Genomic DNA, 14803 nt, shown 5'->3' with positions numbered 1-14803 from the left:
TTTATATCTTTGCGAGCAAATAAACATCAACCCCTTACAAGGTTCAAGTAATGAAACAGACTATTCTCACTATTTTCTTTGCAATCATAGCATTGGGAGCAAATGCCCAATCCCCTATCTCCTTTCAGGTAAAAGCCGGAGTCGGTACCTCCAACTTCTATGGAGAAAATGTAGAAAGTGACACACGCATCGCCTACAAAGTAGGTGTCGGCATGAACTATGAGCTCAACCGCACATGGGTGGTTCAACCGTCACTGAACTTCGTATCGATAGGTGCCCGTGAAGAAGTGGAATATGTAGGCAAAGTGAACATGAACGAGTTGTATATCCAGCTCCCCATCATGATGGCCGCCCGCCTCAACCTTGGAAAGAATTACAGTGCTTCCCTGAGTGCCGGCCCGTATATTGCCTATGGCGTAGGCGGAAAGACATCCGGCGAGATGGAGGAATATGATTACAGTAGTGAATACAATCCTAACAGAAGCTACAGATTCCGCATAGATACTTTCGGTAACCGGATAGATGACAAAATGGGAAACAAACGCTTTGACGCCGGCCTTATGTTCGGCCTCAACATCGAATATCACAAATTCATATTCGGAGCAGAGCTTCAATTAGGAATGATCAAGGTAAACGACCAGCTGGATAACCTATTGCAATCATCCGGTATTGAGAAATTCTCTCCCAAGAATCTCGCTTCGTTCTTCACCGTAGGATACCGGTTCTGATTTACAACTGTTCCGCCTGCTTTCGTTTCATTTCATTCAGTACACTGCATGTCAACGGTATGGCAAGAATGAACGTAAGAAGGTCAGCAACGGCCTGACACATTTCCACACCCTGCAACCCCAGATAGTGAGGCAGAATAAAAATCAGCGGAATAAAGAACAATCCTTGGCGGGCAGAAGAAATAATGGTAGCCTTTACCGGTTTACGAATCGTCTGCAACATCATATTGCTCATCACAATCCATGAACCCAACGGAAAAGTAATGAACTGCCAACGCAAGGCAGCAGCACCTACTGCAATTACATCCGGGTCTCCTTTACGGAACAAAGAAACAATCTCTTCTGCAAATCCCATGCCTGCCAACGCACACACCAACAAGAAAATGAATCCCACCTTTACACAAAACCAGAATCCTTGACGGACACGCGCATACAATCCTGCACCGTAATTGAAACCGCATACCGGCTGGAAACCTTGCCCAAAACCTATCAAAAATGCATTAATGAACATTGCGATACGGGTGACAATAGACATGCCTGCAATAGCCGCATCTCCATAAGCCCCGGCAGCCACATTCAGCAAAATAGTAGCTACACTCGCCAGCCCCTGACGGGCAAGCGAAGGAGTACCACCACCGATAATTTCCTTTATGAAAGCCAGTGAAGGCGTGAAGTTCTTGAAACGGATACGGATATTGCCCCCCTTTCTGCACATATACAACAACAGGGAGAAACTACATATCTGACTGATGACCGTAGCCAACGCAGCACCCGATATACCCATATCGAAGACAAAAATCAGAATAGGGTCCAGTATCACATTAATCACCGCGCCCGATACGATTCCTACCATCGCATACGCTGCATTTCCCTGAAAACGAATCTGATTGTTCAGTACTAACGAAGCAGTCATGAAAGGGGCACCCAGCAATATGATGCCCAGGTATTTCTCCGTATAAGGCAGGATAGTAGGTGTAGACCCCAATGCAAGCGACAACGGGGTAAGGAAGATAAGTCCCACCACTGCCAGAAATATACCCATAAACAACGCCCAGAAGAAACCGGTAGCCGCCATCTTCTCTGCATTCCCAGTCTCCTGCGCACCGAGTTTCCGCGAAATATAGTTCCCCGAACCGTGCCCGAAGAAAAAGCCCACCGCCTGAATAATGGACATGACCGAGAACACAATACCTACAGCCGCCGTCGACTGGGTATTGATCTTCCCCACAAAGTACGTATCCGCCATATTATAGAATGACGTAACCAACATACTGATAATCGTAGGTACAGCCAATGATACTATCAGACGGGGCACCGGGGTGGTAGTCAGATAGAGATAATTATCTTTTGTCGAATGTCTCATAGAATTTTCACAATCTCTGCAAGCAGTTCATCAATGGTTTGCACAGTCACCGCTTCGCCGTTTACGGGGTGCAGTACAAAAGTACCGTCCCCTTTCAAATCTCCCGTTTCAATATAAACGTCCGACTCCACGTTTCGGTTTGCCAGAATACCATTTCTTTGCAAAGCTTTTCGCACCATAGCGTATTTTTGTCCGTGCCCGACAATACGAATCCGGGAAGTATATTCATTGTTCACCCGGAATAACCCAGTCTCCAGATCAAACACAATTCCTTTACGGGCAAAGAAACCACTGAGCGTTCCATCTAATGAGAGGTCTTCGGGAGTTCCGATAGTCACCCCGTTCACCTTATCCATCAACCAGATTTTATCCGCAATCTGCAAGGCAAGTTCCAGGTCATGGGTAGACAGGAAAATAGTCTTATCCGTCTGCCGGCTCAGCTGATGGAGCAATTGCATCATTTCCACTTTACTCGGGAAATCAAGAAAGGCAGTGGGCTCGTCCAGGAAAATCACCGGAGTTTCCTGTGACAGTGCCTTGGCAATCATCACCTTCTGCCGCTCACCATCACTCAGTGTATGCACCATGCGATGTGCCAGGTGAGATATTCCGACCAGATTGATAGCATGATCCACTACCTCTTTATCTTCTTTGGAGAGTGTTCCCCAGAAACCGGTATATGGACTGCGTCCCAGACCGATAAGTTCCACAGAAGTCATATTGCGGATGTCGCACTTTTCAGTCAGGACTACACTGATCACTTTTGAAAGCTGTTTGTCCGTATAAGAGCCGATCTCTTTTCCCTGTATACGTATTTCGCCGGATAACTTCGGTTGAAATGCGGAAAGTGTACGCAACAATGTAGACTTCCCCACCCCGTTGGCACCCAGCAGACAAGTCAACTCCCCGCTATTGATTCCGGCACAAATATCGCTTGCCACGACTTTCACATCTCCTTTACCGGGATAGCCAATGGATAGTTTCTCAATATGTATAGTTTCCTGTTTCAAGACCTCTTTATTTTCAATTCTCAATTATTCTTCCAGTTCCCCTTTACGCTTCCTGAAGAGCACGGATGCCACTACCGGAGCACCTACCAAAGCAGTCACCGAATTCACCGGTAAAGCTCCTTCAAATCCCGGCATGCGGGCTATGAGGTTGCACACCAACGCCAACGAAGCCCCTACCAACAATGTGGCAGGCATCAGTATCCGATGGTCGGATGTATGAAATATAGCCCGGCAAAGATGGGGAACAGCCAGACCGATAAACATAATCGGACCGCAATATGCCGTCACAATCGCCACCAGTACACCTGAGCAGGAGATCACCAACAGGCGTGCCCGCTTGATGTTCAGCCCCAAGTTCCGTGCATACCCATCGCCCAGCAGCAACAGATTCATTGTCTTTATCAGCAAAAACGAGAGTGGCAACAAGACCGCCATGATACAGACAAACAGTATCATCTGATCCCCCGACACACGGGCAAAACTTCCCAGTCCCCAAATGACGTATGCACGAATATCTTCCTCCACACTGAAATATTTCAATACGCCGATAATGGCACTTGCCACATAACCAATCATCACACCGATAATCAGCAGCGTCACATTTCCTTTTACTTTCTGTGAAACGTATACGATAAGCGCCATCACGGACAGTGCTCCGATTATAGCTGCAATGGACAACGCCACTTCTCCCATATATCCGAGCTTGCTCAATGCCACACCGCCCATCGCTCCCGATAGCAATACCACACAGGCTACTCCCAGGCTGGCACCCGAACTGATACCCAACACTGACGGTCCTGCCAGCGGATTCCGGAAAACCGTCTGCATCTGCAAACCACTCACCGATAGCCCTGCTCCCGCTACTAACGCCGTCAATGCCTGCGGCACACGGGATTTCCAAATGATGTTCTGCCAGATAATGGACTCATCCGTATTCCCCCATAAGATGTTCCAGACGGAACGAAAAGGAATATGGACAGAGCCTAACAGCAGGTTCAGCAGAAAAAACAGGAATATGGATGCCAGTATCACCAGCATCAGGAGCAGTGTCGGTCTTTTCATTGCAAACGTGCGTAGTATTTCGGTTGGTAATCAGGTAATAAATCGGGGTGGAACGCATGGATCAGATCTTCCAACACTATTTCCGGTTCCATCGGCATACTTTCGTAGAAAGGTTGCTCGCGCATATTACAATAAATAACGCCTTTGTCACGGAATGCACGGAAGTCGGCATAACGGGGATCAAGGGATTTCAAAGCGTCATATGAGAATGTACCGTCGTAACTATTCACAATACGCCAGTAATCGGCACTCTCCGCTTGGCTGTATACTGTTTCAAAATCCAGTGTAACGCCACCGGAACGGGGATCGTCCTTCAAGAAGTAATCGGCTCCCGCATCACGGAACAGTTCCGCCAAGAAGCTCTTACCGCCTACTGCATACCAGTTTCCTCCACGTATCTCACCGCTGAAGACTACCGGACGCTTCTTCACATCAGCAGCCAGTTGTTTCAGGTCGTTATAATGCTTCTCTATAGCAGCAAATTTTTCATTTGCCTCCTCTTCCTGTCCAATAAACAAGCCGATGAATTTAATCCATTCCGCCTGTCCCAGCGGAGTCATTTCCTTATATCCCAGGTGCGGAACCAAAGGTATTCCGATTTCACGCATCGTATCATATCCGCCACGCTTAAAAGGGGAGATAAAGATGACATCCGGATTCACACTCATGATCACTTCATTATCAAAGTTACCTTCAATTCCTATTTTGGCAGTCTTACCCGATTTCAAGCGCTCATTCATCTCTTTGTTGAACAAATGCCGTGTACTGGTTATCCCTACTACTTTATCGCAGGCTTCCAGTTTGATGAAATTAGATAATTGTAAAGAAGTCATGCAAATGGCACTGCGTACCGGTGTTTCAATCACGGTATAATCAGAAGGAATCCCTTCGGGTTTTGTTCCCCGGGGCACCAATGCATAATGGAAAGTATTACTACTTTCATTTTGAGGATCGCGCAAGTCCACCAAGCGGACATGATTGGGAAGATATTTCACTTCAAACCCTTGGGCATAGACCGGATAAATAGAATCTGTGGCTGATGCAGAAGCTGTGGTAGCCTGTAGATCAGTAGAATTTTGTTTGTTTTTCGGGCCACAAGCCACACATAAAATACTTAAAAGGGAGACAGTTATTGCAGTAGTTCGTTTCATGACAATAAAAAGGTATAGAATTCGAGCACAATATTCGTCATTTTTGGGGAGATACGCAAATACCCGTCCTATAATTTAACCGAATTTGTGCCCGAACACCTCTTATATAAGAACGTCTAAAAATTCATCAGATCATTCAATGCTTCGCTCATGCTGGGATGTGTAAATATATAATCACGCAAGAAAGTATATTCCTGTCCTGTTTTCATCACGATAGATACGATATTAATGATCTCACTTGTTTCCGGTCCGAACAGGGAACAGCCCAGAATCTTATTTGTATCGGCATCCACTACTACCTTAAACAACCCGTCAGTCTCGCCTAAAGTACGTGCCCGCGGAATGGCTGCTACCGGAAGTGTATTCACCTTTATGTTCAGTCCTTTCTTACGGGCTTCCGTCTCACTCAGCCCCACACGTGCCAGAGGAGGGTCCATAAATACCGAATAACTCACAGGCTCACGGTCGTCCGTACGCCGTTCTCCTGCACCAAATAAATCCTCACGGATAATGCGGTAATCGTCCAATGAAATATAGGTAAATTGTAATCCGCCTTTTACATCGCCAATGGCATGGATGGCCGGATTAGTAGTACGCAGCCACTCATCTACAATAATGGCTCCCCGTTCATTCACTTTCACGCCGGCAACTTCCAGGTTCAGCCCCGAAGTATTCGGACGACGCCCTGTTGCCAATAAGATAGCATCTCCTTCCAAGTGATGGATTTCATGAGTTACAGCATCCTCATAAATCACTGTTGCACCGTCCACGGATTGTACCTTTGCGTTGAGATGGAAAGCAATACCTTTCTTTTCCAATACGGTCTGTACGCTAACGGCAATGTCCCTGTCTTCGCGCCCAATCAGTTCGGGATACCCTTCGAGTACCGTCACCTTCGAACCGAAAGAGGCATACATGGAAGCAAATTCCAAGCCGATATAGCCTCCACCCACAATCACCAGCCGTTCGGGAAGTTCTTCCAGTTCCATGATGGAAGTGCTGGTGTATACGCGGGGATTCTCTTTTATTCCATCAATAGGTGGTACGATGGTTTCTGCACCGGTATTTATAAATATCTGAGAAGACTGCAATTCAATTACTTCCGTCTCCGTCCGCACTTCTACCACATCAGGACCGGCAAACGATCCGACACCTGTATACACCGTCACATTAGGATTATCAGCCAGATTATGATAATTCTTATTCCGCAGGAAGGAAGTCACCTCTTCTTTACGACCAATGGCCTGACGATAATAGTCCTTCTTCTCTTCCCACGTAGCCTTTACCGGAGTTTCCTTAGCCAGATGTACCAACGTCTTTGTAGGAATACAGCCGATGTTGATACACGTGCCTCCATACATGCGATCCGAACGTTCTACTATGGCAACCGTCTTCTGACGTTTTGCAAATTCGGCAGCCAGAGTCTTCCCACCCTTGCCGAAACCAATGATAATGGCATCATACTTTTTCATATCTCTATTTTTTTTAATTGTTCCAGTACGCTCTTCGCACTGTCTGCTAATATAACAATTGCGCCGGCCAAAATGGCTGTATCTTTTATAACTAATCTTCCTGCACCGGTCAATAAAGGAAAACCGAACTCGCCACTGCCCAGGTTGGGCACCCATACTTCGGGCGTGGTGACGAGGAAAGAAAGCGTTCCGAGAGTCATGATAATGGCAAGCCCAGCTCCTACCAGTCCTACTTTCGGCCAGAAGATACCAAGGAATGTAAGGATACCGATGCTCATGATAAGAATACCCAGTCCATGAGAAAAGCCATATGTGTTATTCTCTTTGTGCCACTCATGCTTCACAGCATCAAATTCTCCTTCTTTCAGCTTATACTCTTTATAGTCGGGAGCATCGTGTGTATAGAAGAAGCTCATGAAAGGGCTGTTTGCTACAAAAGGCACAATGCCTTCCGCTTCATAATTCCAGAACTTCAACCCACCGATCCAAACGAAAATAATAAGAATTGATACACGGATAAGATTGATACCTAATTTCTGAGTAGATGCAGCCAGTGTCAGGGCTGCTACGAACATAGATTTTAATTTTGTTTCCATACGATTATTGCATTAATTAATTGTTTTGTTTTCCTGATGCAAAAATCGGGGTTCATGTCGGAGCATGAAATGGCAATTCTGCCGTATCAGTTGGCAATATTTCCCGTTGTGTTCAATTTACGGAAATTCGATACACTTTCACCGGTCATTTTCTTGAAAAAGCGGCTGAAAGTGGACAAATCCTCGAAGCCCAGCAGTTCGCTGATTTCCTTGGCACTTTTAGGGGTATAGAGCAGTAATCTCTTGGCCTCCGACTCTATCCGTTCATGAATAATGCGCAGCGGGGAAGGCACTCCGCAAGAGGCAAACAGATTGGAGAGTGTCTTTGGGGAACGAAATAACAGGTCGGCATAATCCTGCACCTGCTTCTTTTCGCGGAAGTGCTGGTCAACCAGAATATAAAAACGGCGGACGATATCAAAAGCTTTTTCTTGTTCCGGCGTGACGCCACACTTTTCACGGGCAATGCGGGTACAGGTGATGATAAAACGTTTGAGAATGATACGTAACATTTCCTCTTGCAGATTATCGCGAACGGCGGACTCCTGCCGGAAGATACGAATAATGTCATTCAGGTTGGCGGATTGTTCCGGCAAAAGTTTCAGTTTCATCACCTGGGAAGAACCATGAAATAGGAAACCGTTACAGGATACTTCATCGTCATGACCGAATATACAATAGAAATTGCTGTTGAACAGAAAAGTGAGGTACTCTCCCTCCACTGATTTAATTTCAATATGCTGCAAAGGAGTAAGACTTATGATTTCATCCTGTTCCAACTGTATGGGAATATGATCTATCTCTATAGACAAGTTTCCACTCCGTACCCAAATGAACTTATATAAAGTAGTATCCTGTTGCAGTGCTTTATTTTCGTGGAAACAAAAGGTCATTGCCAAGTTCCCGTTCAGGCGGGTATTTAATTGATAATCTATCATGATGTTAAAAAGTTAGAGTTCTTTGTCGTATGCCGAAGTACAAATATACGCTATTCCGGAAGCTAATGCAAATAAAAAAGCAATCTATTTCATCATCTCCGCTTTTCGTAACGCCCTACCCCATGTAAGGTCATATTTCGTTATAACTATATTTCAGTTTATGAGTAGAATATACAATCCCGTCCCTAATAAAATAGAGCAAGCCATATTCTTAAAAAGCATTTGAATAACGACTACACAGATACCCGATAGTATTTCCGGAGTGCCGTATGAAGGTGATAGAAAATCTATATCTTTATAGCAATAGACTACCAACATACCGAATATGGCTGGAGGTAGTACTCTACCTAAATAGTTTACATATTGGGGAGTGTGCGCAGAAGACCTGAAAACCCAGAAAGGAATCCAACGGGTAAGCTGTGTGACAAGCGCCACGATGAATATAGTAACAATTTGTTCTGTGACCGTCATACCAATTTCTCCTTATCCTTTGTAGTCAACCAACGCACCGTAAAAATAGTAGTGATAATCAAAATGGTAGGAAGCATGAAATATGTCTTGCCAAAAAGTAGAAGACATCCCCCCGCAACCACTAATCCTAATATGGAACTGCCGTGTGTGCGTTCTTTTTGCCACTGGCTAATAAATATCACGATAAACAAGGCTGTCATTACAAAACCCACTCCCTTGATGTCCACAACAGCTTTACAAGCAGAAACTGCACCAACAACAGTACCCCCTATCCATGATATATAAAGATACAACGAAACAAATAACATGAACCAATTCCGGTCTGTTCCCGGAGGCACATCTGTCATATAGTTTAACGAAAACGCTTCGTCTATCAATCCGGAAACAGCCCATAGTTTCTTTCTTCCCATTCCCCTATACTTTTCCAACATGGATATTCCATAAAACAGATGTCTTCCGTTCACTATCAGCGTCAGCAACAAGGCATAACCGGGATTGAACGTACTAAGCAATAAGCTGACGGTAACAAACTCCATTGAACCGGCAAATATAGTAGCCGCCATGCAGATAGGCCATATCATGTCAAAACCGCAGGAACGCATATACACCCCATATCCGACACCAAGAAAAGCTATACCAAGCATTACCGGAAATGCTTTTGTCAGTGCCAGTTTACGTGCATTATGAAAATCTTGATTTTTATTATTCAGCATATATATCGTATCTATAACTTTGTATTTGATTTTTATTCATATACATTTGTAACAGTTTGCAAATATACAAAAAGTGCCATTCATGGGAGGTGATGAGTCCACTTTTTATTGTTTTTCAATGAAATAAGACGGTCTGTTCGGCGCTGAACCCGACAAATCGGCAAAGGTTTTCCATGTACAGCATTTCACGGAAACAGGGAAACCACGCAACTGCCTTTGATCCGCATTAATTTAAAAACACTCTATTGTAAAATCATAGGAATTGTATACAAAAACAGCTTATTATTCTCTTTTTTTTCGTCGTTTTTTATTTACCATTCCCGTGAAAACAGAAGAGATGAACAAATTGTAACCATCAAGAATAAATCACAACAAAACCAACAACCCTATTAATAACGATAAACAGCGTTTTTAAAGAATAACAGGAACGTTTTTAAAGAATGTATCCAACGTTTATTAAAAACGTAAAAGGGGTACTTAAAAGCAAAAAGCGATAAATACAAACAAAAAAGGCGATAATCCTTATGAGGAAGTATCGCCTTTATCGTTTTTCGTATGTTATTATTTCAAGAACGGATATCCCCAATTCTAAAACAATAAAATTATATTACAAAAAGTAAGAGAACCGGCAGTAATAATACATATCCGCCAAAGTCCGGAAAAGAAAGATTAGATTTTATCATTTGCTAAGTTTTTTAGGTTTACTATTAAAGTTATGTTCTCTTCAAAGCCCTACAAATATACTACATCAGGAAGGAGAAATCAAGTCTTTCAACCGTTTTTTCCAACAGTTTTCAGACTTTACATGCTAACCTTTTCTGGTACAGGTCATTTTCTTCATTGATCGACAGACAAGTATATTGATAGCATCAGTTTGGCAAGCAAGCTATTATTGCATTCGGTTCATTAAAAAGTACCGTTACATCAGAGCGTTTGACTTTAGTAAGCAAGAAAAGATAGATAAACAAGAAATCGGGTTTTATTTTGTTTTATATTCAGAAAATCCCCAATTTTGCACTCCCCATAAAAGTTATTATGAGGGTGCTTATCACTAAACACTAACCATTAATCACTAACAAAATGTCCAACCCCGTCATATTCGTATCCCTCGGTCCCGGCGAACCGGAACTTATCACCCTGAAAGGCTTGAAAGCCCTGCAAAATGCCGATTGTATCTTTTGTCCTGAAACTCGCACTGCAAACGGACGGATATTCTCGCGTGCTGCCGACATACTGCATGCACTGGATATTCCAAATACCACCCTCTCCCGCTTTGCATTGCCTATGAGTAAGAACCGGGAACAGGCTTTCGCAGCTTACGATAAAGTGTATAACGAAGCTTCCCTGCTTCATAAAGAAAATAAAAAAGTCTGTATCGTTGCCGAAGGAGACGCAGGTTTCTATTCTTCCATACACTATATCTTTGAGAAACTGCAAGCCGACAATATTCCTGTGCAACACATTGCCGGTATCCCCGCCTTCATTGCAGCAGGTGCTTGTGCAGGACTCCACATTGCCAGCCAGGAGGAACGCCTGACCGTCATTCCCGGTATCATTACCGCCGAAGAAATAGAGAAATATATGGAGGAAAAGACTACCATTGTCATCATGAAACTTTCTCAATGTACCGAAGAAGTTCACCGTTGCATCCATCTCCATCCCGAATATAACTATCATTATTTCGAGAATATAGGCACGGAAAAAGAGAAATACTTGCATGATATAGAGCTGATTTCGGCACTCTCTTTCCCTTATTTTTCACTATTAATCATACGCCACAGCACCTTCTGAGGCGCATTTAATACTATTTCGCACATCATTGGATTAATTTTCACAAAAATGCCTTACCTTTGCCCACTGTGTAATACAAAAGATTTATAGACATGAAAAGACTTACATTGTATATGTTTATGCTCGTACTGAGCATTGGTTACGTTTCGGCACAGGGGAAAGCTGATATTAAGTTTGATAAGACCTCACATAACTTCGGCACGTTTTCTGAAAATGATCCGGTAGTAAGTTGTGTATTCACATTCACCAATGTGGGCGATGCTCCGCTGGTTATACATCAAGCCGTAGCTTCCTGTGGATGTACAGTTCCCGAATATACCCAGGAACCCGTATTGCCGGGCAAAACCGGAACCGTTAAGATTACTTACAACGGAACAGGCAAGTATCCGGGACACTTCAAAAAGTCCATCACTTTGCGCACGAATGCCAAAACAGAAATGATGCGACTCTTTGTAGAAGGAGATATGACACCGAAAGATGCAAAATAAGCATCTTTATATATAAGAATAAAGGAGAATTTTTCAATTCTCCTTTTTTTTTGCTTTCTTTGAAGCTGATTTGGATAAAATAAACAATTAATTGACGACATAATAACTATAAAACATAAAAGCAATTAAGAAACTATGAAACAAGAAGAAGAGAAATTGACCGGTCTACCGGAAAATGCATTCCGTGAACTGAAACCGGGCGAAGTCTACAACCCGTTGATGAGCCCTGACAAGAAGTACCCGGAAGTTAACCTTTGGTCTGTATTATGGGGTATCGCTATGGCTATCCTCTTTTCGGCTGCGGCAGCCTATCTGGGATTGAAAGTAGGACAAGTGTTCGAAGCAGCCATTCCTATTGCAATTATTGCCGTGGGCGTATCAGGCGCAGCCAAACGTAAGAATGCGTTAGGAGAAAATGTCATTATCCAATCCATCGGCGCCAGTTCCGGCGTTATCGTGGCAGGTGCCATCTTTACCCTGCCCGCCTTATACATTCTACAAGAAACTTATCCGGAAGAAATCACAGTTACTTTCACTCAGGTATTCATCAGCTCTCTGCTGGGAGGTGTGTTGGGTATTCTCTTCCTCATTCCGTTCCGTAAATATTTTGTAAGTGATATGCATGGCAAGTATCCTTTCCCCGAAGCAACAGCTACCACACAGGTACTGGTATCGGGCGAAAAAGGCGGAAGCCAGGCCAAACCGTTGTTGCTGGCAGGTATTATCGGAGGTTTATATGACTTCATCGTTGCCACATTCGGCTGGTGGAACGAAAATTTCACCACACGTGTATGCGGCTTTGGTGAGATGTTGGCTGATAAAGCAAAACTGGTATTCAAAGTGAATACAGGTGCGGCCGTACTCGGTTTGGGCTATATTGTAGGTCTGAAATATGCTTCTATCATCTGTGCCGGTTCACTGGCTGTATGGTGGATTATCATTCCGGGAATGTCCATGATCTGGGGTGACAGCGTGCTGAACCAGTGGAATCCGTCAATTGTGGCTACCGTAGGCAGCATGGCTCCCGAAGAAATTTTCAATTACTATGCCAAGAGCATCGGTATCGGCGGTATCGCTATGGCAGGTATCATCGGTATCATCAAGTCGTGGGGCATTATCAAGAGTGCTGTAGGACTGGCAGCTAAGGAGATGGGTGGAAAATCCAATGTAGAAGCCAGCATGAAGCGTACTCAGCGCGATATTTCTATGAAGATTATTGCTATCGGTTCTATTATAACGCTGTTACTGGTATTCTTATTCTTCTACTTCGATGTGATGCAAGGCAGTTTGCTGCATACTGTGGTAGCTATTCTGTTGGTGGCAGGTATCGCTTTCCTGTTTACGACTGTGGCTGCCAATGCTATTGCAATCGTAGGTACGAACCCTGTTTCCGGCATGACGCTGATGACATTGATTCTGGCATCGGTAGTGATGGTATCTGTTGGCTTGAAAGGTCCGGAGGGAATGGTAGCCGCATTGGTTATGGGTGGTGTTGTGTGTACGGCACTGTCTATGGCAGGTGGTTTCATTACTGACTTGAAAATCGGTTATTGGTTGGGTAGTACACCCGCCAAACAGGAAGCCTGGAAGTTCCTCGGAACGATTGTTTCAGCTGCAACCGTAGGTGGTGTAATGATTATCCTGAATAAGACATACGGATTTACCAGCGGACAACTGGCTGCTCCACAAGCTAATGCGATGGCGGCAGTTATTGAACCGTTAATGAATGGCGTGGGTGCTCCCTGGTTGCTTTACGGCATTGGTGCAGTACTTGCTATCGTACTGAATGCATTCAAAATTCCCGCATTGGCATTTGCATTGGGTATGTTTATTCCGTTACAACTGAACATTCCTCTCGTTGTGGGTGGTGCTGTGAACTGGTACGTAACCAGCCGTAGCAAGGATGCTGCTCTTAATGCAGAACGTGGCGAAAAAGGTACGTTGCTGGCATCCGGTTTCATTGCCGGTGGTGCGCTTATGGGCGTAGTCAGCGCAGCAATGCGTTTCGGAGGTATCAACCTGGTGAATGATGCCTGGGTAAACAATACGTGGTCCGAAGTACTGGCATTGGGTGCTTATGCATTGCTGATAATTTACTTTATCAAGGCTTCGATGAAAACCAAATAATAGAAATACAATGAAAACAATTTTATTTATCACAGCACTGTTTATGTCAACTCTGCTATCTGCTCAGAAGCCCGTTGAGATACCCTTGTGGCCCAACGGTGCTCCTAATACAAATGGCCTGACAGGAGATCAGGAAGATTTGAACGGCGGCCGTGTGGCCAATGTCGTTAATCCCACCATCACGGTTTATCGTCCGGCAAAGCCGAACGGCATGACTATCTTGATGTGTCCGGGCGGCGGATATGCCCGCCTGGCAATGAATCACGAAGGCCATGACATGGCATCCTGGTTCAACACACAGGGAATCACGTATGCCGTCCTGAAATATCGTATGCCGAACGGAAACCGCGAAGTACCCCTCTCAGATGCAGAACAGGCTATCCGCATTATTCGCCAGCATGCCAAAGAATGGGGTATCAATCCGAATCAGGTAGGCGTTATGGGAGCATCGGCAGGAGGACACCTGGCCGCTTCTCTCTCTACACTTTACAGTAGTGATGAAACGCGTCCGGACTTTCAGATATTACTTTATCCGGTAATCTCGATGGTACCGGGTATTACTCATGGAGGTTCGCGCAAGAACCTTCTTGGTGATAACCCGACCAAGGAACTGGAAGATGCGTATTCTCTGGAACGTCGTGTATCTCCCCGCTCTCCACAAGCTTTCATCGTACTTTCTGCTGATGATGGCGCTGTGCCGCCCATGAATAGTATCGGCTACTTCCTTGCTCTCAACCAACAGAAAGTTCCCGTATCTATGCACATCTACCCCATTGGCGGACATGGCTGGGGCTTCCGCGATAACTTCACTTACAAACGCCAGTGGACAGAAGAACTGGAGAAGTGGTTGCGTGACGGGGTGAAATTCGAGAAAAAATAATTAATATATCAAC

Annotated in this window: 14 protein-coding genes and 1 pseudogene; 5 read left to right on the top strand and 10 right to left on the bottom strand. The window is 44.5% G+C overall.

Annotated elements, in window-relative coordinates:
* Positions 1-50 precede the first annotated feature (50 nt).
* Positions 51-728: a porin family protein gene (locus BACCELL_RS20255; protein WP_007213914.1), complete on the top strand. Its 678-nt coding sequence runs from the start codon at positions 51-53 to the stop codon at positions 726-728.
* 1 nt (position 729) lies between these two features.
* On the opposite strand, the gene BACCELL_RS20250 is transcribed toward BACCELL_RS20255, so the two are convergent.
* From BACCELL_RS20250 to BACCELL_RS27805, 10 genes and pseudogenes are all read right to left on the bottom strand, one after another.
* On the bottom strand, positions 730-2091 hold the full coding sequence (locus BACCELL_RS20250) for an MATE family efflux transporter (RefSeq protein ID WP_007213913.1): 1362 nt from the start codon (positions 2089-2091) through the stop codon (positions 730-732).
* Positions 2088-3101 (bottom strand): ABC transporter ATP-binding protein, encoded by a 1014-nt coding sequence (locus tag BACCELL_RS20245; RefSeq protein WP_044154254.1) that lies wholly within the window; start codon positions 3099-3101, stop codon positions 2088-2090. The genes BACCELL_RS20250 and BACCELL_RS20245 overlap by 4 nt, the downstream gene beginning before the upstream one ends.
* Before the next feature lie 24 nt (positions 3102-3125).
* Entirely contained in the window at positions 3126-4163 is a 1038-nt protein-coding gene (locus BACCELL_RS20240; RefSeq protein ID WP_007213911.1) for an iron ABC transporter permease, read from the bottom strand.
* A complete protein-coding gene (locus BACCELL_RS20235) occupies positions 4160-5314 on the bottom strand; it encodes an ABC transporter substrate-binding protein (protein WP_007213910.1) in 1155 nt (384 codons plus the stop codon). The genes BACCELL_RS20240 and BACCELL_RS20235 overlap by 4 nt, the downstream gene beginning before the upstream one ends.
* Positions 5315-5430: 116 nt before the next feature.
* A complete protein-coding gene (locus BACCELL_RS20230) occupies positions 5431-6786 on the bottom strand; it encodes an FAD-dependent oxidoreductase (protein WP_007213909.1) in 1356 nt (451 codons plus the stop codon).
* The gene (locus BACCELL_RS20225) at positions 6783-7382 is read right to left on the bottom strand and encodes a DUF417 family protein (RefSeq protein WP_007213908.1); all 600 of its coding nucleotides are present in this window, start codon (positions 7380-7382) and stop codon (positions 6783-6785) included. Before BACCELL_RS20225 ends, BACCELL_RS20230 begins: the two co-directional genes overlap by 4 nt.
* A gap of 86 nt (positions 7383-7468) precedes the next feature.
* Positions 7469-8317: an AraC family transcriptional regulator gene (locus tag BACCELL_RS20220; protein WP_044154253.1), complete on the bottom strand. Its 849-nt coding sequence runs from the start codon at positions 8315-8317 to the stop codon at positions 7469-7471.
* Between the two features lie 156 nt (positions 8318-8473).
* The gene (locus tag BACCELL_RS26185; RefSeq protein ID WP_007213905.1) at positions 8474-8791 is read right to left on the bottom strand and encodes a branched-chain amino acid transporter permease; all 318 of its coding nucleotides are present in this window, start codon (positions 8789-8791) and stop codon (positions 8474-8476) included.
* Positions 8788-9504 carry an AzlC family ABC transporter permease gene (locus BACCELL_RS20210; RefSeq protein ID WP_007213904.1) on the bottom strand — a complete coding sequence of 239 codons (717 nt, stop codon included), beginning with the start codon at positions 9502-9504 and terminating at the stop codon, positions 8788-8790. The genes BACCELL_RS26185 and BACCELL_RS20210 overlap by 4 nt, the downstream gene beginning before the upstream one ends.
* A 130-nt stretch (positions 9505-9634) precedes the next feature.
* Positions 9635-9724 (bottom strand): annotated as a pseudogene (locus BACCELL_RS27805) (mobilization protein); the annotation flags it as partial.
* Positions 9725-10584: 860 nt separating this feature from the next.
* On the opposite strand from BACCELL_RS27805, the gene BACCELL_RS20205 reads away from it, so the two are divergent.
* The 4 genes from BACCELL_RS20205 (at position 10585) to BACCELL_RS20190 (ending at position 14790) form a co-directional block, all read left to right on the top strand.
* Entirely contained in the window at positions 10585-11295 is a 711-nt protein-coding gene (locus BACCELL_RS20205; RefSeq protein ID WP_007213900.1) for a precorrin-2 C(20)-methyltransferase, read from the top strand.
* 92 nt (positions 11296-11387) lie between these two features.
* Positions 11388-11783, top strand: coding sequence for a DUF1573 domain-containing protein (locus BACCELL_RS20200; RefSeq protein WP_007213899.1), 396 nt, complete (start codon positions 11388-11390; stop codon positions 11781-11783).
* Positions 11784-11918: 135 nt separating this feature from the next.
* A complete protein-coding gene (locus BACCELL_RS20195) occupies positions 11919-13910 on the top strand; it encodes an OPT family oligopeptide transporter (RefSeq protein WP_007213898.1) in 1992 nt (663 codons plus the stop codon).
* Between the two features lie 10 nt (positions 13911-13920).
* Positions 13921-14790, top strand: a complete 870-nt coding sequence (locus BACCELL_RS20190; protein ID WP_007213897.1) for an alpha/beta hydrolase — start codon at positions 13921-13923, stop codon at positions 14788-14790.
* Positions 14791-14803 lie beyond the last annotated feature (13 nt).

The organism is Bacteroides cellulosilyticus DSM 14838, assembly GCF_000158035.1.
Classification (GTDB): domain Bacteria; phylum Bacteroidota; class Bacteroidia; order Bacteroidales; family Bacteroidaceae; genus Bacteroides; species Bacteroides cellulosilyticus.
Note: the sequence above shows the minus strand (reverse complement) of the source record. Positions and strands in the feature narration are given on the sequence as shown.

Coding starts and splice junctions, on each gene's coding strand:
- BACCELL_RS20230 (WP_007213909.1), bottom strand. CDS start 6,786: ATGAAAAAGTATGATGCCATTATCATTGGTTTCGGCAAGGGTGGGAAG.
- BACCELL_RS20200 (WP_007213899.1), top strand. CDS start 11,388: ATGAAAAGACTTACATTGTATATGTTTATGCTCGTACTGAGCATTGGT.
- BACCELL_RS20255 (WP_007213914.1), top strand. CDS start 51: ATGAAACAGACTATTCTCACTATTTTCTTTGCAATCATAGCATTGGGA.
- BACCELL_RS20195 (WP_007213898.1), top strand. CDS start 11,919: ATGAAACAAGAAGAAGAGAAATTGACCGGTCTACCGGAAAATGCATTC.
- BACCELL_RS26185 (WP_007213905.1), bottom strand. CDS start 8,791: ATGACGGTCACAGAACAAATTGTTACTATATTCATCGTGGCGCTTGTC.
- BACCELL_RS20250 (WP_007213913.1), bottom strand. CDS start 2,091: ATGAGACATTCGACAAAAGATAATTATCTCTATCTGACTACCACCCCG.
- BACCELL_RS20205 (WP_007213900.1), top strand. CDS start 10,585: ATGTCCAACCCCGTCATATTCGTATCCCTCGGTCCCGGCGAACCGGAA.
- BACCELL_RS20240 (WP_007213911.1), bottom strand. CDS start 4,163: ATGAAAAGACCGACACTGCTCCTGATGCTGGTGATACTGGCATCCATA.
- BACCELL_RS20210 (WP_007213904.1), bottom strand. CDS start 9,504: ATGCTGAATAATAAAAATCAAGATTTTCATAATGCACGTAAACTGGCA.
- BACCELL_RS20190 (WP_007213897.1), top strand. CDS start 13,921: ATGAAAACAATTTTATTTATCACAGCACTGTTTATGTCAACTCTGCTA.
- BACCELL_RS20225 (WP_007213908.1), bottom strand. CDS start 7,382: ATGGAAACAAAATTAAAATCTATGTTCGTAGCAGCCCTGACACTGGCT.
- BACCELL_RS20235 (WP_007213910.1), bottom strand. CDS start 5,314: ATGAAACGAACTACTGCAATAACTGTCTCCCTTTTAAGTATTTTATGT.